The following is a 20,923-nucleotide window of genomic DNA, read 5'->3' as shown; positions in this document are numbered from 1 at the left end:
TGATAACATTCTTACATAAGATTTACCGGGATTTTACAGTGGCTTCTTGCCAGCTACCCTTTTCCGGTGTTAAAATAACAGCATCAATGAAAGAACAGGGAGAATGAAATCAATGTACGATTATCTTATCGTAGGTGCCGGTCTTTACGGTGCGGTTTTTGCACAGGAGGCGAAGCGTGCCGGGAAGTCAGTGCTTGTGATCGACAAGCGCCCGCATATTGCGGGAAATGTATATACAGAGAAGGTGGAAGGGATCAATGTGCATAAATACGGTGCACATATTTTCCATACCAATAATAAGAAGGTCTGGGATTATATCACCCGGTTTGCCACCTTCAATCGTTTTACCAACAGTCCGGTTGCCAATTATCACGGGGAGCTGTACAGTCTTCCGTTTAATATGTATACCTTTAACCGGATGTGGGGCGTGGTGACTCCGGAGGAGGCTGCGGCAAAGATCGAGGAGCAGCGGCAGGTTGCAGGGATCACGGAACCTTCGAATCTGGAGGAACAGGCTATCAGCCTTGTAGGTACGGATATTTATGAGAAGCTGATCAAGGGCTATACGGAGAAGCAGTGGGGACGTCCATGTACGGAGCTTCCTGCTTTTATCATCAAGAGGCTTCCGGTGCGTCTGACCTTTGATAATAACTATTTCAATGCGTTGTACCAGGGAATCCCGGTGGGTGGTTATTTGAAGATGGTTGCCAATCTGCTGGACGGTATCGAGGTACGGCTGAATGAGGATTATCTGGAGAAAAAAGAGCAGTACGATGCAATGGCGGAGAAAGTGATCTACACAGGTGCCATCGACGCGTATTTTGACTATAAGCTGGGTACTCTGGAGTATCGTTCCGTGCGTTTTGAGAATGAAACACTGGATAAACCTAATTTCCAGGGAAATGCAGCAGTGAATTATACGGATGTGGAGACTCCATGGACCCGTATCATCGAGCATAAATGGTTTGAGTTCGGAAAGGATGAGGAGGGTAATGATCTTCCGAAAACGGTGATCAGCCGGGAATACAGTTCCGAGTGGAAGCCTGGAGATGAGCCGTATTATCCGGTCAATGATGAGAAGAACGGAGCGCTTTACAGACAGTATAGGGAGCTTGCAGAGAAGGAACCGAAGGTGATCTTTGGCGGCCGTCTTGGCGAATATAAATATTATGACATGGATGCGGTGATCGCTTCTGCGCTGGATATGTGTGAGCGGGAGCTTGCATAAAAAAGATACTGGATATAACTAATGATAAGATCCTCTTATATTTCGGAGCCAAGGCAAAAGAGAAATATAAGGGGATTTTATGCATAGAATGGCAGTGAGATTTTTTGAGGGAGGAAAGAGCAATGAAAAGGTGCAAAGGTGTGCTTCTGGCAGGAATGCTGGTGCTGAGTATGAGTGTTCCGGTGTATGCGGACAAGTCGGTTGTGGTGAAGGTGGAGGCTCCGGCGGATACCACAGATTATTATATGACGGTGGATTCCGGCGGAGTTGGTGTGGATATCTATCCGTCCACCGACGGAAAAGGTGAAAAGCTCAATGATAAGACGGTAAGGGATGGTACTGTCCTGCATATCGAAGGGGAGACAGAGAAGAATGGTGAGACCTGGGGATATACAGAGTATAATGGCAGATACGGTTATGTGCCGCTGGAGGAGCTGCGGCCCTCAAAGGATGCGGAGCTGGCGAAGGCCGGAATCGCAGGGGGCACGGAGAAAGAGACTTCTGCAGTGAATCAGGGAGACGCATCCGATACGCAGGATTCCGCAGCCGGCAAAGGACAGGGAACGTCTGCAGGGACGGCCAGCACAGGCAGTTCTCAGGCTCAGAATGACGAAGGACAGGGAACGTCTGCAGGGACGGACAATACAGGCAGCTCTCAGGCTCAGAATGGCGAAGGACAGGGAGCGTCTGCAGGGATGGCCAGCACAGATGAATCTCAGGCTCAGAGAGGTGAGGTTCAGGGGCCACCTGCGGCGTCGGCCAGCACAGGTAGTTCTCAGGCTCAGAGCGGCGAGGTCCAGGGACCGCCTGCAGCGGATGGAACAACAGAAGGTGGGGAATCTGTGGATGAAGCTGTCACTAAGCCGGTCAATGGCACAGCTGCGACATCCTTTAAAGAAGAAAATTCCTGGTATAAAAGTCCGTTTATCTGGATCGGGATCGCAACAGTACTTGCAGTAATCGGAATTCTGGGTTATCATTTGAAGAAACGTTAACAGATAAACCAGATCAATATAAGAAAAGTGGAGAATTTTGTGAAGAGATTACAGCTTGTCAGGAAGAAATTACTGCCGCTTCTTTTGTGTGTGGCAGTTGCGGGCAGCCAGGTTCCGGTCATGGCAGCCGATGTGGAAGGCTTCAATGAAGAATGGTCAGAAGATACACAGGCGCAGTCAGCGGAAGCAGAGGATACGACGGAGACCGCAGAAGGGAATACCACAGAGAACACCGGTATCCCGGATGAACAGACCGAGGATATTGCAGAGGCAGCCGACGGGGATACCGAGGATATAGCTTTGCAGAGCTCCGAGGAGGATACAGAGACTCCCGAAACATCAGAAGGATTGTCTTCTGATTCCCAAGAGGATGATTCCCAGGAGGATACCTTTGGCGACGGTGAGGAGAGCTTCGGGGATGCCTCAGACAGTGGTGAGTCCGGCATCGAATATATCAAGGGCCGTCCGCTTACGGAGGAAGAGGAGCAGGAACAGCTGGCACCCTTTGATAATCTGACCTCTTATTCCACCGCCGTGGAGATTGGAAATGATGTGGATGAGGTACCGATGGGAAGAGCTGCGGCCTATCCGTCCTATTATAATGCAGCGGATCAGGGATATGTCACTTCCGTAAAGAATCAGGAGCCCTACGGTATGTGCTGGGCATTTGGAATGGCCTCTCTTCTGGAAACTTCGTTTCTGACCCAGGGCCTTGGAACTTATGATCTGTCGGAAGAGCATCTGGCGTATTTTTTTGCAAACAGAAAGAATGATCCGCTTGGAAATACCTACGGGGATGTCAATAAGCATATGGGGACAGATGATAAAGGAAACGCAGATTATCATGAGGGAGGAAATGATCTTCTGGCTTCCATGTTTCTGAGCACCTGGTCCGGAATGACAACAGAAGGGGATGTGCCTCTGGCTACAGATTCCACGCATACACAGAAAACCGGTGTGACTCCGGCGGCATCCAAGGCGTACAATGCAGCTGCTTATCTGAAAAATGCCTATTTTTCCGATTATTCCGTAAATGCCATGAAGAAGCTTCTGGTTGCAAATAATTCGGTCACTGTGATGTATAATGCACAGAATGCCTATTACAATGCAAGTACAGCGGCCTATTCCTATCCTACCAGCACCAAGAACGTGAATCATGTAGTTACAGTGGTGGGTTGGGATGACAATTATTCTGCGAAGAATTTCCGGGCATCTTCCAAGGTAAAGGGAGACGGAGCCTGGATCGTCAAGAACAGCTGGGGTACAGGCTGGGGAAAATCCGGATATTTTTATATGTCCTATGAGGATAAGTCTGTCAGTGAGCTGGTTGCGGCTACGGCTGTCAATACACCGAAATATAGAAACAATTATTTTTATGACGGAACGTCGGGCCTTGGTTCTATCCGCATGTATGCAGGGGAACAGCTGTCTACGGTTTTTCGTGCCAGTGCAGGAAACGGAAAAGCGGAATCGCTTGGCGAGGTGACTCTTAGCTCCATGTCTGCCAATAATTCCTATACTGTGCAGGTATACACAAATCTGAAGGATGCCAGTGATCCTACCAGTGGAACACCGGCATATTCCACACCGGTTTTCTGCAGTCAGCCGATGGCTGGGGTTATGACCTTTCAGATCCCGGAGGTCCTGCTCAGCCAGAACAGTCTGTATTCTATTGTGGTGACAAATGCAGGAAGCACATATATAAAATACTGTGTGGAGGCAGAGGTCAGTTATGGCTGGTGCAGCTTTTCTCCGTCTATCGTATCCGGTCAGAGCTTTCTGCGATATAACGCGGAGGATACCTGGATGGATGCAGTTGAATTTAATCCATCGGTAACTCCGAGGATCAAGGCGCATACCAGGACTCTGAGCAGTGTGGCCAGGATGCAGCTTTCTTCCTCTGAGATAGATCTGTATTCCGGAGATCAGAAAACACTGAATGCCTCGGCTACCAGATCCGAGATGGCTGCTTCCGGCATTGTCTGGGAAAGCTCAGATACCAGTGTGGCTGCTGTAAATGGAAACGGCGTTGTTACTGCAAAAAATCCGGGAACAGCAACCATAACCTGCTACGGAAAAAATGCCAGGGGAATCCGGGCTACCTGTAAGGTTACGGTGAAGCTTCGTCAGACGACAGGTGTAAAACTGGTTTCCAAGGCATTTAACAGGATACGGATCTCCTGGAAATCAGTTCCCGGCTGCAATCGTTATGCTATCTATCGCTGGGATGAAAGCGGAAATTCAAAAAAAATGACAACCGTAACAGCAGATGTAGTGACCTGGCAGGATACTGCAGTGAAAACAGGAAGCACTTATACGTATCGGATCCGGGCTTCTTATGTACGTTCCGGAAAGAAAACTGTTTATGGAGCCGCATCTTCGCCGTTATCAGCAAAAGCGGAGTTGGGGAAGGCCCGTGCAGTGGCTACGGCTGTCAGCGGACCATGTAACAGGGTATCCTGGAAGAAGGTTTCCGGAGCCAGTGGCTATCATATCTACCGGAAGCTCCAAGGGAAAAGCTGGGTTCGGATCGGAACCGTGAACAACAAAGTATTGTCCTGGCAGGACACGAAGATTGAGGGAATCACCTCCTACGCTTATGCTGTGAGGCCATATAAGAATGTAGACGGGAAAAAAGTTTTCGGAGGATATCAGGCAAGCAGCTATATCCTGTCCTATCCGGAACTTCAGAAGATATCCAGTGTCAGGAAGACCTCCAGGGGGCTGAAGATCTGCTGGAAAGCGCAGAAGAAAGCAGATTGCTATCAGATCTACCGTAAGACCGGAAAGGGTTCATGGAAAAAGCTCAGTACAGTTTCCGGAGGCAGCAGCTCCTCCTTTGAGGATAAGACCGCAAAAAAGGGAACAACGTATTACTATGCGGTGCGTGCAGGGATAAAAACCTCCGGTGGAAAAGTACTCTGCGGAGGATATGCCGCAAAAGCAGCAAAGAGATAAAAGTGTTAAAATATAAAACGCCCGGATCTGGCTTGAAACATTCCAGATCCGGGCGTTTTATGTTTTGGTTGAATATGTGTATTATATATGATTATATCAGGCAGTTCAAAAGAAAGATCAGTCGTTGTTGATCACAACGCCTTTCTGAAGCATGATGTTGGCATAAAGTGCTTTCTCACTTGTGGAGATGATGCAGTATGCAGTTTTTGCTTCGTCATAGAATGCGAAACGCTCGATGTTTCCGACGGCTTTTTCGCCACGCTCGTCATGCTTGGAAACGATTTCCTTATATGTATCCCAGATCGGTGTCTCCACATTATCGCCAGGCATTACTTCCATCAGGTTTACCGGATGCTCTACATAAGTATCCAGCGGGAAGAGCTTCAGGATGGCATCCAGGATTTCCGGAACGCCATGTCCGTCACAACGGATGGTGATGGCATTTTTTCCCATGGATTCTACAGGGAAGTTTCCGTCAGCGATAACAAGACGGTCACTGTGTCCCATCTCACATAAAACCTTCAGTAATTCTGGTGATAAGATTTCTGGAATTCCTTTTAACATAGTTTATATCCTCCTAAGATCATTGTGTACTTACAGCATTTCGGAAATTATAGCATCAGGCTCAGATGATCAGAACAGGATACATGGATTTCCGAAACTGTTATGACGCCGGTAGTATCAGACAGACCTGCCCGGCCACAGGCTTTAGAACTCTTATTAATTAATCTAACGGTATTTGGTCTCCTTTTCAAGGGAATATTTTCCTGTAAATGATGAAAATTTTATGGTTGACAGAAAACGTATGGAGCGCTATGATGAACTCAAACGGAAACGTTTCGGTTTCTGGACCAAATGAGAAAATAATACAAAACAAACACAATGATTATGATTCCAAGGAGGAGAAGATTATGCCACTGGTTACATCGAAGGAAATGCTGTTAAAGGCACAGAAGGGCGGATATGCAGTAGGAGCATTCAACGCAGAGAATATGGAGATGGTGAAGGCGATCATCCAGGCAGCTGAGGAGCTGAAAGCACCGGTTATGATCCAGACAACACCTTCTACTGTTAAATATGGTACGGTTGAGACTTACGCTGCGATCGTAGCAGCAGAGGCAGCCAAGGCTTCCGTTCCGGTATGCCTTCATCTTGACCACGGCAGCAGCTTTGAACTTGCGATGCAGGCAATGCATGCAGGCTATACCTCTGTGATGATCGATGGTTCCAAGCTGGATTTTGAGGATAATATCAGAGAGACCAGGAGAGTTGCGGATGTGGCAGCAGCCCTGGATATCCCATGTGAGGCTGAGCTCGGTAAGGTCGGTGGTAAAGAGGATGATCTTGAGGCTGAGGCAGACACTAACACCGACCCGCAGGAGGCGAAGGAATTCGTGGAGCGTACAGGTGTTACTTCCCTGGCAGTTGCCATCGGAACCGCACATGGTTTCTATGTGGGAACACCGGTTCTTGACAAGGAACGCTTAAGCGAGATCCGCGAAGTCGTAGATATCCCCCTTGTTCTTCACGGGGCATCCGGACTCAGTGATGAGGATGTCAGCGACTGTGTAAAACGTGGTATCTGCAAGGTTAACTTTGCAACAGAGCTTCGTGCTGCATATTCCAGGGCAGTGAAGGAGACCTTTGCAGAGAATGAGAACACCATCGATCCGAAGGCCTACGGAAAGAAAGCGATCCAGGCAGTGAAGGAGCTGGTTGAGGCGCGTATGAAGGTTTGCGGCTGTGATGGAAAGGCAGAATGATCTTCTGTAAAAAAACAGAAACGGAGTGATCAGTATGGCAGCAACCATGAAAGATATTGCCAGGCGGACCGGACTTGGGCTCGCAACGATTTCTTCTTATTTTAACGGCGGAAACGTAAGAGAAAAAAACAGAATAAAGATCGAGGAGGCCATTCAGGAGCTGCATTATGAGGTCAATGAGGTGGCCAGAGGGCTTAAGACCAATGCTACCAAGACCATCGGCGTGGTGATCCCGGAGCTTAACAATACCTTTTGCGCGGAGATCATCACAGGAATGGAAGATGTCTTAAGGAGTCACGGATATGCGACTATTGTCTGTGACTGCCGTACCGATAAGAGACTGGAGCGGGATGCAGTGGAGTTTTTAAGCCGGAAGCGTGTGGACGGGATCATCAGCATGCCAGTGGATGCGGAAGGCAATCATCTGAAAAAATTTCAGAAAACCGGAAAGCCCATTGTACTCATTGACCGCAGGATCAGGGAGCTTTCCTGTGACAGTGTTCTTGTAGACAACGAGAAGGCGGCTGAGGACGCAATGAGAGTTTTTTTTCAGGCAGGACACCGTAAGATTGGGATCATTGGCGGACCGGAGGAAATTTCCACAGCTCAGGAACGTCTCCAGGGGTACCGCAATGCATACGAAAAAGAAAATATACCGGTACGGGAATCTCTGATCTATCACGGCGATTATACCATTCAGGGCGGTGTGCAGGGAATTGAGAAGCTTGTTGCGGACAATCCGGATATGACGGCCGTGTTTGTTACAAACTATGAGATGACCATGGGGGCGGTGATCGGGATGAATGAGCTGGGTCTTAAGATCCCGGAACAGCTGTCTATGATCGGTTTTGACAATCTGCAGTTTGCCAGAGCATGCAATCCCAAGCTTACCATTGTGGCACAGCCTACACAGGGGATTGCCGGAGAAGTGGCGGGAATCATGCTGAAACGGCTGGAAGGGGCTGCAAGTGAAGAAACAGAACCGATCACGGAGAAGCTTGGCGCAGAGATCATCATGGGAAAATCCGTCCGTGTGCTGGACGAGAAGGAGAATCTATAATGAAACCATATTTATTAGGTATTGATATCGGCACCAGTGCCTGTAAGGTTGCGGTTTTTGAAAAATCGGGAACGGTTGTGGCTGCGGCCAACGGCGATTATCCGGTTTACTATCCGAAGGAGGGCTGGGCAGAACAGAATCCGGAAGAATGGTGGAGTGCTGTCTGTCAGGCGGTAAAGAAGGCCATCCAAAAAGCGGGGATAGCACCTGAGGAGATCGCAGGCATCGGTATTGACGGCCAGAGCTGGTCAGCCATTGCCATGGATAAGGACGGAAATGTACTGACAAACACTCCGATCTGGATGGATACCAGAGCACAGTCTATCTGTGACAGATTGAATGAAGAGATCGGGGCAGAGCAGATTTTTGAAGTATCCGGTAATTCCCTTCAGCCGTCCTACACAACTGCAAAGATCCTCTGGTATAAAGAAAATCTCCCGGAGGTGTACCAAAGGATCCACAAGATCCTGCAGTCTAACAGCTACATTGCATATAAGCTGACGGGTGTGATGAGCCAGGATGTTTCCCAGGGCTATGGCCTGCATTGCTTTGACATGAGAAAGGCAGCCTGGGATGAGGATATGTGCAGAAAGCTTGGGATTCCCATGGAATTTCTTCCTGAGATCTGTGCCTGTGATCATGTTGTGGGAACAGTTACAGAGAAGGCGGCGGAGGAATCCGGCCTTGCTGTGGGAACACCGGTTGTTGCCGGTGGTCTGGATGCGGCATGCGGAACACTTGGGGCTGGAGTGATCCATCCGGGTGAGACACAGGAGCAAGGTGGACAGGCCGGCGGAATGAGCATCTGCATGGATGAGTACAAGGCAGATCCCAGACTGATCCTTGGCTATCACGTGGTTCCGGGACAGTGGCTCCTTCAGGGAGGAACCACCGGAGGTGGTGGTGTCATGCGCTGGTTTGAACGGGAGTTTGCAGATTATGAGCGCTCTGTAGCAGGGGAAAAAGGCTCTTCTTTGAACCAGCTCAATGAGATCGCGGAAAGGGTCGCACCAGGCAGTGACGGAGTGGTATTTCTTCCATATATGTCCGGTGAGCGTTCCCCGATCTGGAATCCCAATGCGAAGGGCGTATTCTACGGACTGGATTTTGCCAAGACCAAGGGACATATGGTACGTGCCTGTATGGAAGGCGTAGCACTTTCTCTGAAACACAACCTTGAGGTGGCAAAGGAAGCAGGAGCAGATGTGGAAGTTCTCCGCGCAATGGGAGGCTCTGCAAATTCTCTTCTCTGGACACAGATCAAATCCGATATCACAGGAAAACCCATCGTAGTGCCGTCCTCTGATACGGCAACAACACTTGGTGCAGCGATTCTGGCAGGTGTTGGTGTTGGAATGTATCAGGATTATGATGAGGCCATCCGTCTTACGGTAAAGGAAACAAGAAGACATGAACCGAACCCGGAAAACCGGGACGTTTATGAGAAAACCTATAAAACCTATTTAAATCTCTATAAATCTCTTGAACCTATGATGAGAAATGAGGAGGAAAAGTGATCATGAAAGCAGCAGTAGTAGTAGCAAATGAGGATGTTCAATATCAGGAAGTGGAAGAACCTCAGGTAACACCGGGCCATGTGAAGATCAAGGTAAGATATTCCGGGATCTGCGGATCTGATATCCCGCGTGTATTAAATCACGGCGTACATTTTTATCCCATCGTGCTTGGACATGAATTTTCCGGCGATGTGGTGGAAGTGGGAGAAGGCGTTACCAAGGTGAAGGTCGGCGACCGTGTATCCGGTGCACCACTTCTTCCCTGTATGAAATGTGACGACTGTCAGAAGGGTAATTTCTCTCTCTGCAAGCATTACAGCTTTATCGGTTCCAGAGAGCAGGGAGCAAACGCAGATTATGTAGTGGTTCCTGAGCAGAATGCAGTACCATTCGCAGACAATGTTCCATATGAGCAGGGAGCCATGTTTGAGCCTGCAACCGTAGCTATCCACGGTGTATTCCAGAACGATTACCACGGCGGTGAGTATGTGGCAATCCTTGGCGGCGGTACGGTTGGTATGTTCACCATGCAGTGGACCAAGATCTTCGGCTCCAAGAAGGTAGTGGTCTTTGATATCAGCGATGAGAGACTTGCTCTTGCAAAGCGTCTCGGCGCAGATGAGATCATCAACACAAAGGAAGAGGGATATATGGAAAAAGCCATGGCCATTACAGGTGGAAAGGGCTACGGCTTCGTATTTGAGACAGCCGGACAGGTTCCTACCATGCATATGGCATTTGAGCTTGCAGCAAACAAGGCACATGTATGCTTCATCGGTACTCCTCATGAAAACCTTACCTTTACACCGAAGGAGTGGGAGAACATGAACCGTAAGGAGTTCAAGCTTACCGGTTCCTGGATGTCCTACAGTGCCCCGTATCCGGGACGTGAGTGGGAGCTGACGGCGCATTATTTTGCAACTGGCCAGCTGAAGTTTGACCCGGGCTTCATCTATAAGAAAATCCCGATGAGCCAGGCACAGGAGGCATTCCAGCTGTTCAAGACACCGGGCCTTGTAAAAGGAAAGATCCTTCTTTCTAATGAGGAAGACTGATATGATTCTGACAGTGAACTTAAACGCTGCCATTGACAAGCGTTATGTAGTGGATGATTTTAAAGTGGGCGAAGTGAACCGTGTGCGTGAATGTACCTACGTTCCCGGCGGAAAGGGACTGAATGTTTCCAAGCCGGCGTCCATTTACGGTGCTGAAGTGGTTGCCACCGGCTTTGTAGGCGGCCACGCAGGCAATTATATAGAAGCTGCCCTGAAACCCTTTGGCATTAAGAGTGCTTTTTACCATGTAGATGCGGAGAGTCGCTCCTGTATCAACATCTGGGATGAGGTGAATCATGTACAGACCGAATTCCTGGAGCCGGGATTTACACTGACAGAGGCAGATTTTGAGGGCTTTGAGAAAAAATTTCGCCAGCTTGTAAAAGACGCTTCTGTTGTGGCGATGTCCGGCAGCGTGCCGAAGGGACTTGACGGAAGTGCCTACCAGCGCCTTGTGAAGATTGTGAAAGACGCCGGAAAACCGGTGATCCTGGATACCAGCGGCAAGCTTCTGGAAGAGGGAATCAAGGCAGCACCGACACTGATCAAGCCTAACATTGATGAGATCCGTATGCTGACAGGCAAGCATTGTGACGATATCAACGATATCATTGAAGCAGCGAAAGCCATCCATGCCGGTGGTGTGGAGATCGTGGCGGTTTCGCTTGGAGCAGATGGTTCCCTGGCAGTCGGAGAGGAAGGGATTTTCCGTGCGGTGGTTCCGAAGATCGATGCGGTAAATACCGTAGGCTGCGGAGATTCCATGATCGCAGGCTTTGCCCTTGGATTAAGTGAGGGACTTTCCCTGGAAGAGACTCTGCAAAGAGCCAGTGCGATCTCAGCGGCGGCAGCCATGCGCGAGGAAACGGGCTTCTTTGTGATGGAGGATATGGAGGCTCTTCTTCCGAAGATCGAGATCAGGCGTTTATAAGATAAGCTTATAATAAAAAAATTTTTATAAAAAAGGAGATGTAAAGATGGCAGAAGTTATCAATCCGGCAATTGTGCCGAAAGTGACACTTCCTTCCGGCGAGCAGGTCCCGTGTGTCGGAATGGGAACATTCGGTTCCGACCGTGTATCCGCAGAGGATGTATCTGCAGCTGTTGCAGGCGCGATCCGCAGTGGCTACCGTATGTTTGACTGTGCCGCATGCTACGGAAACGAGCATGAGATCGGCCAGGTATTTAAGGACGCTTTTGACGAAGGTGTTGTAGAGCGTAAGGATCTTTTTATCATGACAAAGGTATGGAACGACATGCACAGAAGAGTAGAGGAAGCCTGCGACAAGAGCATTAAGGATCTTCAGTGCGATTATGTGGATATGTATTTCATCCACTGGCCATTCCCGAACTATCATGCACCGGGATGTGATGTGGATTCCAGAAATCCGGATTCCAAACCCTTCAGTGTGGAGGAGTTTATGGATACATACCGCCAGTGTGAGGCGTTGGTAGAAAAAGGAAAGATCCGTTACATTGGTATTTCCAATATGACCATTCCGAAGCTTGAGGCAGTTCTTCCGCTTATGAAGATCAAACCTGCAACCTGTGAGCTTGAGCTTCATGTATGCTTCCAGCAGCAGGAGCTTTATGATTATCTGGTAGAGCATAACATCCAGCCGGTAGGCTATATGCCAATCGGTTCTCCACGCAGACCGGAGAGAGATATCTGCCCGGAGGATGTTGCGGATCTGGAGGTTCCGGAGATGCAGGCAATCGCAAAAGCACATGGGGTTCACCCGGCTCTGATCGCTCTGAAGTGGGCACATCAGAGAGGCGAGATCTCCATTCCGTTCTCTGTCCACAACTATGCAAGCAACCTGAAATGTGTCACAGAGGATCCACTTACAGATGAGGAAATGGCAACCATCGCAACTCTGGAAAAAGGCAACCGTCTTGTAAAAGGCCAGGTATTCCTGTGGCATGGTGCAAATGACTGGCATGACCTCTGGGATGAGGATGGCGTTATCGTAAAATAATAAAAATATGCAGGAAAATCCCGTATCCCATATGTTGGATGCGGGATTTCTTTATATTTAATTTGGACTAAGAAACTCCGTTGTAAATTTTAACCAAACATGTTAACATATAAAAAGAATTAACAGTTATTGTTCACAGAAAGGACAGTAATCTTACCAATGAAAATGACAGAGACGGGGGGAAGGATCTGTCAGGGGGATGTGCAATAAAAACAACAGAAACTGATCAGAGGGGGACAACAGAAATTATGTATCGTATTTTACTGGTAGATGATGAGATACTTGTTCGAGATGCGATCCGGGAGAATATTGACTGGAAAGCAATGGACTGTGAGCTGGTAGGAGACTGTGATAACGGGAAAGCAGCAGCGGAATTTGTACAGAACCATCCGGTGGATATCGTGCTTACAGATATCCTTATGCCATATATGGATGGTATGGAACTGAGCCGTTTTCTCCATGATAATTATCCGGACATCGTGATCGTGATCTTCAGCGGATTCGGAGAATTCGAGTATGCCAAGAAGGCGATCCAGTATGGTGTCAGTGAATATATGCTGAAGCCGGTGACCGCCATGGAACTCAGAAATGTTATCGGAAAAATGAAGGAGAAGGTGGACCAGCAAAGAAAAGAAAAAGAGAAGCTGGAACGTCTGACACAGACTTCCGAGAATTATCAGAAAAACGCCATTGTGATCCGTTCCAGAGCGCTGCAGGGCTTTGTGGATAATATCAAGACACGGAAGGAAAGTCTGGAAGAGCTTGCAGCACTGGGAATCGATCTTGAGGCAGCATGTTATCGTGTGGCTGTTTTTGATCTGGATCTGTATTCGGACGGCAGTCAGCTTACTGCGGAGAAACGCCAGGAGAGTGCACTGATGTCTTTTGTCCTTTTTAATATCAGTGATGAGATCATCAGCAAAGAAAAAGCAGGAGTGGCATATCAGGCCGGAAATAACAAGGTCGGTGCTCTTTTCATGGGAAACCGTACCAGAGAGTTTGAACACAAGATCATGGAGATCTGCAGGACGATCCAGGATAAGCTGAAGGAACTGATGTCGCTGGATATTTCTATCGGTGTGGGAAGCTGGGCCAGAACTCAGCAGGAGCTTCGTGCATCCCATGAACTTGCAGAGAAAGCTATTGAATATCGTTATCTTCTTGGAGGAAGCCTTCTTATTGATATGGAAGAACAGCCGGAGGAAAAAAATCTTTCCATTAAAGCTTATGTAGAGAAGCTGCCAGCTGCTCTGAAAGCGGGTAAAAAGGAAAACGCAGAGCATATTCTGGAACAGATCTCTTCTGAGATCAAGGAAGCGCGGGTGGATAAGAGTCGTGCCTGCGTGTATCTTCAGCAGATCATCCGTGCAGCAGATGAGACCTGTGAGGATATGGTTCCGGACAACAGGCTTTTTTCCAAAAGAGAAGCACTTCTGCAGCAGGTTACGGAGCAGAATTCTTTTGACAGTGCTGTTGAACTGGTCAGGAATCATATCGGAGAGATTTTCCAGACACTTTCCGATGCAAACAGCTCCAGCGGACAGCGTCAGGCCAGACTTGCCCTGGATTATATCCAGAAGAATTATATGGATCCGGATTTAAGCCTGAACAGTATCTGTTCCTATCTGAATATCAGTACAAGCTATTTCAGTACGATCTTTAAGGATCTTACGGGAGAGACTTTTACAGAGGTTCTGATCCGTACCCGCATGGAGAAGGCGAAGGAACTTCTGGAGAATACAACTATGAAGAATTATGAAATTGCCGAGAAAGTCGGATTTGCAGATCCCCATTATTTTGGGATCTCCTTCAAAAAAATGACCGGCTGCACACCAACAGAATATGCAAGGGAGAAACGTAAATGAGAGATATCCGGTTTGCGGCAAAGATCATAGGAAAATTTAAGAGTATCCAGAGTGCGATCTTTGCGGTAGTGACGGTGCTGCTTTTAAGTGCGGTGCTGGTCATAACAGGTGTTTCCATGAGATATACCCGCAATTCTATTTTTGAAAATTCTGCTGTCTACACCCAGAATATCGTGCAGCAGATGAATCAGAATATTGATTCCTATATTGATTACATGGAAAATATAGCCTATATGATCTCCAGTAACGAGGATGTACAGCAATATCTTTTTGGTGAAAATGTGGACAATGGAACAAGAGAGCGTCTGATCAATCAGTTCAAGACTATTCTGGATGGACGAAGTGATATCCGAAATCTTGGGATCATTGGAAGTAATGGACGGAAGCTGATCAACGACGGCAAACAGTCTGTGAATCCGGATCTGAAGCTTTCCACCCAGGAGTGGTATCTGGAAGCTTTACAGAAGCCGGAAGGCCCGCTTCTTACATCTTCTCATGTACAGCACATCATCAGCGGAGAGCGTCCGTGGGTGATCACTTTAAGCAGGGGAATCCGTAATTTTTCCAACAGTGGTGAGAAAGAGGGAGTCTTTTTTATTGATCTGAATTACAGTGCCATCAGTGAACTTTGTGATCAGAATACGATCGGGAAAAAGGGATACGCATTCATTCTGGATGAAAGCGGAAATATTGTATACCATCCCCAACAGCAGCAGCTTTACAATGAATTGCAGACTGAGAATATCGACCTGATCGTGAAATCAAAAGAAGATACGGTGCGTACCGAAAAGGGAAACAGAGGAAAGCTGTATTCCATTTCCAGATCAAATAAAACCGGATGGACCGTTGTGGGCTGTATGAGCGTCAGCGAGCTTCTGCGCAAAAGCAATCAGGCACAGAGTATTTATGTGCTTATTTCCGCACTTCTGATGATCGTGGCACTGCTTTTTTCCAGATTTCTGGCAAAGAGTCTTACATATCCTCTTCAGCGTCTCAGAGATTCCATGTCCAGAGTACAGGAAGGGCATTTTGACGGAGCAGATGTGGAGATCGATTCAGAGAATGAGATCGGAAGCCTGACGAAATCTTTCAATGTGATGACACATAGGATACAGGATCTTATGGAGCAGAACGTGAAGGAACAGGAAGCAAAGAGAAAAAGTGAGCTTAAGGCCCTTCAGTCCCAGATCAATCCTCATTTTCTCTACAATACCCTGGATTCGATCATCTGGATGGCAGAGGGCAGAAAGTACGAAGAAGTTGTTCTGATGACAGCATCCCTGGCGCGTCTTCTTCGTCAGAGCATCAGTAATGAAGATGAAGTGGTTCCTCTTGCAAGGGAAGTGGAGTATGCCAAGGGTTATCTTACGATCCAGAAGATGCGTTACAAGGACAAGCTGGAATTCGAGATCGATGTAGAACCTTCTATATTAAATATCCCTCTGATCAAGCTGGTTCTCCAGCCGATCATTGAAAATGCCATCTATCATGGACTGAAATATAAAGAGAGTAAGGGACTTTTGCAGGTAAAAGGCTTTATGAAGGACGGAAATGCAGTTCTTCAGGTGATCGACAACGGTGTAGGTATGGATGAGGAAACATTGTCACATATTTATGATAAGCATAAGGTGAATTATCATTCCAATGGTGTGGGTGTTTACAATGTACAGAAACGTCTGAAGCTTTATTATGGAGAAAATTACGGGATCACCTATGAAAGTGAAAAAGGTGTCGGAACCACTGCCACGATCACCATTCCGGGAATACAGGAGGAATCAATATGAAAAAACATAGAAAACTCCTGACTTTAGGAGTGGTCATCTGCCTTGTGGCGGGGCTTGTAGCCGGAATAGTCTATTATAAACAGGTAAAAGAAGAGAGAAAACTATCGCTGATCTATATTCCGAAGGTTGTGGACGGTACCAATGATTTCTGGACATCACTGATCCAGGGGGCGGAGATGGCTGCAAAGGAATATAATGCAGATATCCGCGTATGGGCACCTGAGGAAGAGAATGATGTGGCTGGGCAGAACAAGCTGATCGAAAGGGCAATAGAAGAAAAACCGGACGCGATCCTGATCTCGCCGTCCAGCTTCACTGAATCCGACCAGCTTTTGAAGAAGGCAAAGGAACAGGGAATACATATCGCATTTATTGATTCCTACACACAGGAAGAGGTCCAGGATCTTACCGTTGCGACCGATAATCTGGAAGCGGGACAGATCCTTGGCAGGTTTGCGAAGGATCTTGTGGGAACGGATGATCAGATTGCGATCGTTTCACATGTAAAGGGTGTATCTACAGCAGTTGAAAGAGAAAAAGGTTTCCGGACAGGACTTGGCAGTCTGAAGGATAATATCGTAGATGTGGTATACTGTGATTCTCAGTATGACAAGTCCTATGAGCTTACAAAAGAGCTGATGAAAAAATATCCGGATCTCAAGATGATCGCGGGAATGAATGAATATTCCTCTGTAGGTGCTGCAAGAGCAGTAAAGGCAGCAAAAGCAGAGAACCGGATCAGGGTGGTGGGAGTAGACAGCTCACAGGAGGCCGTCCAGCTGATGGAACACGGAATCTTCCAGGGAATCGTTGTACAGAAGGCATTTAAAATGGGATATGTGGGTGTTCGGGAAACTGTTAAGATGCTGCGTGGAGGAGACTATAAGAAGAATATTAATTCCGGGTGCCAGCTGGTGACACCTGACAATATGTATACCAGTGAGATCGAAAAACTGCTTTTCCCGTTTAATACGTTAAAAACATATGGTGATCTTACATCGTAAATAGTCATAAATGCACAAAGAAAAGGGTTAAATATTTACCATACAGTAAATATTTAACCTTTTTTTGAAAGATATTCTATTACAATTATTGATTTTTGACGGTATTATAATAACCAAGAAAACACAAGATACGTGCAAAACGTGAGGAGGGTAAAAATTGGAAAACTTAAAACAAAATCCAATCGTTAAGAAGCTCGGATTGAACAGAATACTTCTTGTCTGTGTTCTGATTCTTATGTTCCTGGTTTTTAAAGTAGTTCTTGGAAACAAGTTTCCGGCTGTTGATAGTATCAGATCTACTTTGAACTATGTGTACTTCCTGGGCTTTTTGTCACTTGGCGTTACATTCGTAATCGCTACAGGAGGAATTGATTTCTCCATCGGACCTGTAATGTTCTGCTGTGCACTGGTATCCGGTTACTGCATGACATCCTACAAGGTTCCGTGTGCAGTTGCCATGATCCTTTGCATTCTGATCGGTCTCTGCTTTGGTATTTTCAATGGCTGGATGGTTTCTTACATGTCAGTGCCACCATTCATTATTTCCATGGCATCCATGAACATTGCAAAAGGTATTGCTTCTGTATTCACAAAAACACAGTCTGTAAGCTGGCCGGCAGCCAGCGATGCAAACGGCTGGTTCCGTAATATCGTTTCCGTAAACGGCTTCCCTGTAGGAATCATTATCTTCCTGGGAATGGCAGTTATCTGCGGTATCGTTCTTTACAACACAAAACCGGGACGTTACATCCTCTGCCTTGGTTCCAACAAAGAGGCTGTCCGCCTTTCCGGTGTTAACACAAAGAAATGGGAAATGCTTGCTTATGTGATCTGCGGATTCCTGGTAGGTATTGGAGCACTCTTCTTTGTAGCTACATACACAACTGTTCAGCCTGGTTATGGCGATCAGTACAACAATGAGGCTATTGCAGGCTGCGTTATGGGTGGTACATCCATGGTTGGTGGACTTGCTTCCATCGGCGGTACTGTAATCGGCGTATTTATCATCTCTCTTCTTCAGCAGGGCATCATGGCATTTGGCCTTGGTAAAGGACAGCAGATGATCATCACAGGTATCATCGTTATCGTTGCAGTTTATATCGACGTTTCTGCAAGACGCAGAAAGAACTGATCTTAGAGGGAGGATGCGACAATGGGTGAAGTTATTTTAACTATGAAGGACATTGATAAGTCCTTTCCTGGAGTTCATGCTCTGGATCACGTTAATTTCGAAGTAAAACGCGGCGAAGTACATGCACTTATGGGAGAAAACGGTGCCGGTAAATCAACACTGATGAAGGTTCTTACCGGTATTTATCAGAAGGATTCAGGTTCCATCGTTTACAAAGGACAGGAAACAGAATTCCACAATACACGTGAGGCACAGGATGCCGGCGTTGTAATCGTACATCAGGAGCTGAACATGGTAGGTGATCTTACCGTTGCTCAGAACATCTTCATCGGACGTGAACCGAAAAAAGGTTTCCGCATTGATGACAAAAAGATGATCGAGGATTCAAAGAAGCTTTTCCAGGATCTGAACATTGAGATCAATCCGAAGGAAAAGATGAAAAACCTGACAGTCGGAAAACAGCAGATGTGTGAGATCGCAAAAGCAATCTCTCATAAAGCTGAGGTCATCATCTTCGATGAGCCTTCCGCAGCACTTACCGAGAAAGAGATCGCGGATCTGTTCGAGATCATCCGTGACCTTCGTAAGAAAAATCTTGGTATCGTGTATATCTCACACCGTATGGATGAGATCAAAACCATCACCGACCGTGTAACAGTCATGCGAGATGGTGGTTACGTAGGAACCCTCATCACAAAAGACAGTACAAAAGAAGATATCATCAACATGATGGTTGGTCGTGTTATTTATGAGGATCCGAAGCAGGAGAGTGCGGTTCCGGCAGATGCACCGGTAGTTCTTAAGGTTGAACATCTGAACGCAGGAAAGATGGTTCAAGATGTAAGCTTTGAACTGAAGAAAGGTGAGATCCTTGGTTTCTCAGGACTAATGGGGGCAGGACGTACCGAGACAGCCAGAGCACTGTTCGGAGCAGACCCGAAACAGAGTGGTAAGATCTCTGTTATGGGTAAAGATGGACAGCTTCACGAAGTTACCATCAACAGCCCGCAGGATGCTGTTAAATACGGTATTGGTTATCTGTCAGAGGACAGAAGAAGATACGGCTGTGTTGTACAGAAATCTGTAACAGAGAATACAACACTGGCAACAATGGAAGAGTTTACCAATGGTATCTTTATCAACAAAGCAAAAGAGAAAAAAGTTGCTGAGAAATATGTAAACGAACTTGCAACTAAGACACCTACTACAGACCAGCTGGTAGTTAACCTTTCCGGTGGTAACCAGCAGAAGGTAGTTATCGCAAAATGGCTGACACGAGACAGTGACATCCTTATTTTCGATGAGCCTACCAGAGGTATCGATGTTGGTGCTAAGAACGAAATCTACAAATTAATGAACAGACTGGCAGCAGAAGGAAAATCCATTATCATGATTTCTTCTGAGATGACGGAAGTTCTCCGAATGAGTGACCGTATCATCATCATGTGTGAGGGTAAAGTTACCGGATGTATTGATATCTCCGAGGCAACCCAGGAAAACATCATGGACAAGGCCACACGGAATATCAATTAAGGAGGAAAGTCATGACTAAGAAGAAAAAAAGTATTTTAAGTGATCAGAGATTTATTGTTTTGCTCGTTATCATTGTCCTGTGTGCAATATTCTCAGGCTTGAGTAAAGAATTCAGACAGTACACCACGATCCTGAGTATGCTGGATTTCTCATATTACGATCTTCTTATGGCGATCGGAGTTACATTCCCGCTTATCACTGGTGGTGTTGACCTGTCAATCGGAACTGGTATGGTAGCTTACGCACTGATCGCAGGAACACTGATCAGAAACAACAACTGCCCGGTAGCACTTGCTATGATCATCTGTATCGTACTTGGTATCGCAGTTGGTGCATTAAACGGTGTACTTATTGGTGTTATGAACCTGCCGCCATTCCTTGCAACGCTTTGTACATGTATGATTACCCGTGGTGCCGGATCTCTTTGCAGTGCGACACCTTGGCCGGGACTTACACAGGACGGTGGATGGTTCCACACAATCTTTAAAGTAACCGTTGGTACAGGAAGAAGTGCTTCACGTTATCCGCTCGGTTTCCTGTGGATGATCATTCTGGTTCTTCTTATGGAGTACATCCTGAACCACACCAAATTCGGTCGTTACACAATTGCAATCGGTTCCAACAAAGAGGCAGCAGCCCTTTCTGGAATCAATACAAAGTTCTATCACGTAATGGTATACGTTGTCTGCGGTCTGTTTACAGGTCTTGCAGCAATCGCATACGCAGCAGTAACACCTACTGTACAGCCTGGTACTGGTGCCGGACTTGAGATGGATGCTATCGGTGGTGTATTCGTTGGTGGTGTAGCAGCTACCGGTGGATATGGTTCCGTGATCGGTACATTCGTTGGTATCTTCGTCATCATGCTTCTGAAAACAGGTCTTCCATATATCGGCCTGCAGGCAAACTGGCAGCAGATCATCACTGGTATCGTTCTGATCGTAGCCGTTCTGATCGATATCTTGAAAGAGAAAAAAGCAGCACATTGATATTAAGAAGTGTGTATAATAAGTAAGGGTGCTGTTTACAGAGAAATGTGAACAGCACCCG

16 protein-coding genes are annotated in these 20,923 nt (G+C 47.0%); 15 read left to right on the top strand and 1 reads right to left on the bottom strand.

Features of this window, described 5'->3' with window-relative positions:
• The first annotated feature begins 112 nt into the window (after positions 1-112).
• The 3 genes from glf to BLP57_RS00970 all read left to right on the top strand — a co-directional run bounded on the left by glf (position 113) and on the right by BLP57_RS00970 (position 5,181).
• Entirely contained in the window at positions 113-1,228 is a 1,116-nt protein-coding gene (gene glf, locus BLP57_RS00980) for a UDP-galactopyranose mutase (RefSeq protein WP_092068606.1), read from the top strand.
• 122 nt (positions 1,229-1,350) lie between these two features.
• Positions 1,351-2,223 carry a hypothetical protein gene (locus BLP57_RS00975; protein ID WP_092068603.1) on the top strand — a complete coding sequence of 291 codons (873 nt, stop codon included), beginning with the start codon at positions 1,351-1,353 and terminating at the stop codon, positions 2,221-2,223.
• Between the two features lie 39 nt (positions 2,224-2,262).
• Positions 2,263-5,181, top strand: a complete 2,919-nt coding sequence (locus BLP57_RS00970; RefSeq protein WP_092068601.1) for a C1 family peptidase — start codon at positions 2,263-2,265, stop codon at positions 5,179-5,181.
• Positions 5,182-5,298: 117 nt separating this feature from the next.
• Here the strand turns inward: BLP57_RS00970 and BLP57_RS00965 are convergent, their stop codons facing one another.
• Complete coding sequence (locus BLP57_RS00965) at positions 5,299-5,745, bottom strand: RbsD/FucU family protein (protein WP_015527311.1); 447 nt, start codon at positions 5,743-5,745, stop codon at positions 5,299-5,301.
• Positions 5,746-6,092: 347 nt separating this feature from the next.
• Between BLP57_RS00965 and BLP57_RS00960 the strand changes: the two genes are divergently transcribed.
• The 12 genes from BLP57_RS00960 (at position 6,093) to BLP57_RS00905 (ending at position 20,862) form a co-directional block, all read left to right on the top strand.
• Positions 6,093-6,944, top strand: a complete 852-nt coding sequence (locus BLP57_RS00960; protein WP_015527310.1) for a class II fructose-bisphosphate aldolase — start codon at positions 6,093-6,095, stop codon at positions 6,942-6,944.
• Between the two features lie 34 nt (positions 6,945-6,978).
• Positions 6,979-8,004 carry a LacI family DNA-binding transcriptional regulator gene (locus tag BLP57_RS00955; RefSeq protein ID WP_092068598.1) on the top strand — a complete coding sequence of 342 codons (1,026 nt, stop codon included), beginning with the start codon at positions 6,979-6,981 and terminating at the stop codon, positions 8,002-8,004.
• Positions 8,004-9,521, top strand: coding sequence for a xylulokinase (gene xylB, locus BLP57_RS00950; protein ID WP_092068595.1), 1,518 nt, complete (start codon positions 8,004-8,006; stop codon positions 9,519-9,521). The genes BLP57_RS00955 and xylB overlap by 1 nt, the downstream gene beginning before the upstream one ends.
• 2 nt (positions 9,522-9,523) lie before the next feature.
• Entirely contained in the window at positions 9,524-10,576 is a 1,053-nt protein-coding gene (locus tag BLP57_RS00945) for a galactitol-1-phosphate 5-dehydrogenase (RefSeq protein ID WP_015527307.1), read from the top strand.
• 1 nt (position 10,577) lies between these two features.
• Positions 10,578-11,507 (top strand): 1-phosphofructokinase, encoded by a 930-nt coding sequence (gene pfkB / locus BLP57_RS00940; protein WP_092068592.1) that lies wholly within the window; start codon positions 10,578-10,580, stop codon positions 11,505-11,507.
• A 46-nt stretch (positions 11,508-11,553) separates the two neighbouring features.
• Complete coding sequence (locus BLP57_RS00935; protein WP_021652139.1) at positions 11,554-12,555, top strand: aldo/keto reductase; 1,002 nt, start codon at positions 11,554-11,556, stop codon at positions 12,553-12,555.
• A gap of 248 nt (positions 12,556-12,803) precedes the next feature.
• The gene (locus BLP57_RS00930) at positions 12,804-14,420 is read left to right on the top strand and encodes a response regulator (protein WP_092068588.1); all 1,617 of its coding nucleotides are present in this window, start codon (positions 12,804-12,806) and stop codon (positions 14,418-14,420) included.
• Positions 14,417-16,204 (top strand): cache domain-containing sensor histidine kinase, encoded by a 1,788-nt coding sequence (locus BLP57_RS00925; protein WP_015527303.1) that lies wholly within the window; start codon positions 14,417-14,419, stop codon positions 16,202-16,204. Before BLP57_RS00930 ends, BLP57_RS00925 begins: the two co-directional genes overlap by 4 nt.
• On the top strand, positions 16,201-17,208 hold the full coding sequence (locus BLP57_RS00920) for a substrate-binding domain-containing protein (RefSeq protein ID WP_092068585.1): 1,008 nt from the start codon (positions 16,201-16,203) through the stop codon (positions 17,206-17,208). The genes BLP57_RS00925 and BLP57_RS00920 overlap by 4 nt, the downstream gene beginning before the upstream one ends.
• A 157-nt stretch (positions 17,209-17,365) precedes the next feature.
• Positions 17,366-18,340, top strand: coding sequence for an ABC transporter permease (locus BLP57_RS00915; RefSeq protein ID WP_092068583.1), 975 nt, complete (start codon positions 17,366-17,368; stop codon positions 18,338-18,340).
• A 21-nt stretch (positions 18,341-18,361) separates the two neighbouring features.
• Entirely contained in the window at positions 18,362-19,873 is a 1,512-nt protein-coding gene (locus BLP57_RS00910) for a sugar ABC transporter ATP-binding protein (protein WP_092068580.1), read from the top strand.
• 11 nt (positions 19,874-19,884) lie between these two features.
• Positions 19,885-20,862, top strand: coding sequence for an ABC transporter permease (locus BLP57_RS00905; protein WP_092068577.1), 978 nt, complete (start codon positions 19,885-19,887; stop codon positions 20,860-20,862).
• Positions 20,863-20,923 lie beyond the last annotated feature (61 nt).

The sequence above is a fragment of the Blautia sp. SF-50 genome (assembly GCF_900101315.1).
In the GTDB taxonomy this organism is placed as follows: Bacteria; Bacillota; Clostridia; order Lachnospirales; family Lachnospiraceae; genus Blautia_A; species Blautia_A fusiformis.
The sequence above is the reverse complement of the archived record's forward strand: the minus strand, read 5'-3'. Positions and strand labels throughout refer to the sequence as shown.

What these genes read in the sequence shown, in the direction of transcription:
- BLP57_RS00920 (WP_092068585.1), top strand. Translation starts at nt 16,201, where the DNA reads ATGAAAAAACATAGAAAACTCCTGACTTTAGGAGTGGTCATCTGCCTT.
- BLP57_RS00975 (WP_092068603.1), top strand. Translation starts at nt 1,351, where the DNA reads ATGAAAAGGTGCAAAGGTGTGCTTCTGGCAGGAATGCTGGTGCTGAGT.
- BLP57_RS00960 (WP_015527310.1), top strand. Translation starts at nt 6,093, where the DNA reads ATGCCACTGGTTACATCGAAGGAAATGCTGTTAAAGGCACAGAAGGGC.
- xylB (WP_092068595.1), top strand. Translation starts at nt 8,004, where the DNA reads ATGAAACCATATTTATTAGGTATTGATATCGGCACCAGTGCCTGTAAG.
- BLP57_RS00965 (WP_015527311.1), bottom strand. Translation starts at nt 5,745, where the DNA reads ATGTTAAAAGGAATTCCAGAAATCTTATCACCAGAATTACTGAAGGTT.
- glf (WP_092068606.1), top strand. Translation starts at nt 113, where the DNA reads ATGTACGATTATCTTATCGTAGGTGCCGGTCTTTACGGTGCGGTTTTT.
- BLP57_RS00910 (WP_092068580.1), top strand. Translation starts at nt 18,362, where the DNA reads ATGGGTGAAGTTATTTTAACTATGAAGGACATTGATAAGTCCTTTCCT.
- BLP57_RS00935 (WP_021652139.1), top strand. Translation starts at nt 11,554, where the DNA reads ATGGCAGAAGTTATCAATCCGGCAATTGTGCCGAAAGTGACACTTCCT.
- BLP57_RS00905 (WP_092068577.1), top strand. Translation starts at nt 19,885, where the DNA reads ATGACTAAGAAGAAAAAAAGTATTTTAAGTGATCAGAGATTTATTGTT.
- pfkB (WP_092068592.1), top strand. Translation starts at nt 10,578, where the DNA reads ATGATTCTGACAGTGAACTTAAACGCTGCCATTGACAAGCGTTATGTA.
- BLP57_RS00945 (WP_015527307.1), top strand. Translation starts at nt 9,524, where the DNA reads ATGAAAGCAGCAGTAGTAGTAGCAAATGAGGATGTTCAATATCAGGAA.
- BLP57_RS00925 (WP_015527303.1), top strand. Translation starts at nt 14,417, where the DNA reads ATGAGAGATATCCGGTTTGCGGCAAAGATCATAGGAAAATTTAAGAGT.
- BLP57_RS00955 (WP_092068598.1), top strand. Translation starts at nt 6,979, where the DNA reads ATGGCAGCAACCATGAAAGATATTGCCAGGCGGACCGGACTTGGGCTC.
- BLP57_RS00930 (WP_092068588.1), top strand. Translation starts at nt 12,804, where the DNA reads ATGTATCGTATTTTACTGGTAGATGATGAGATACTTGTTCGAGATGCG.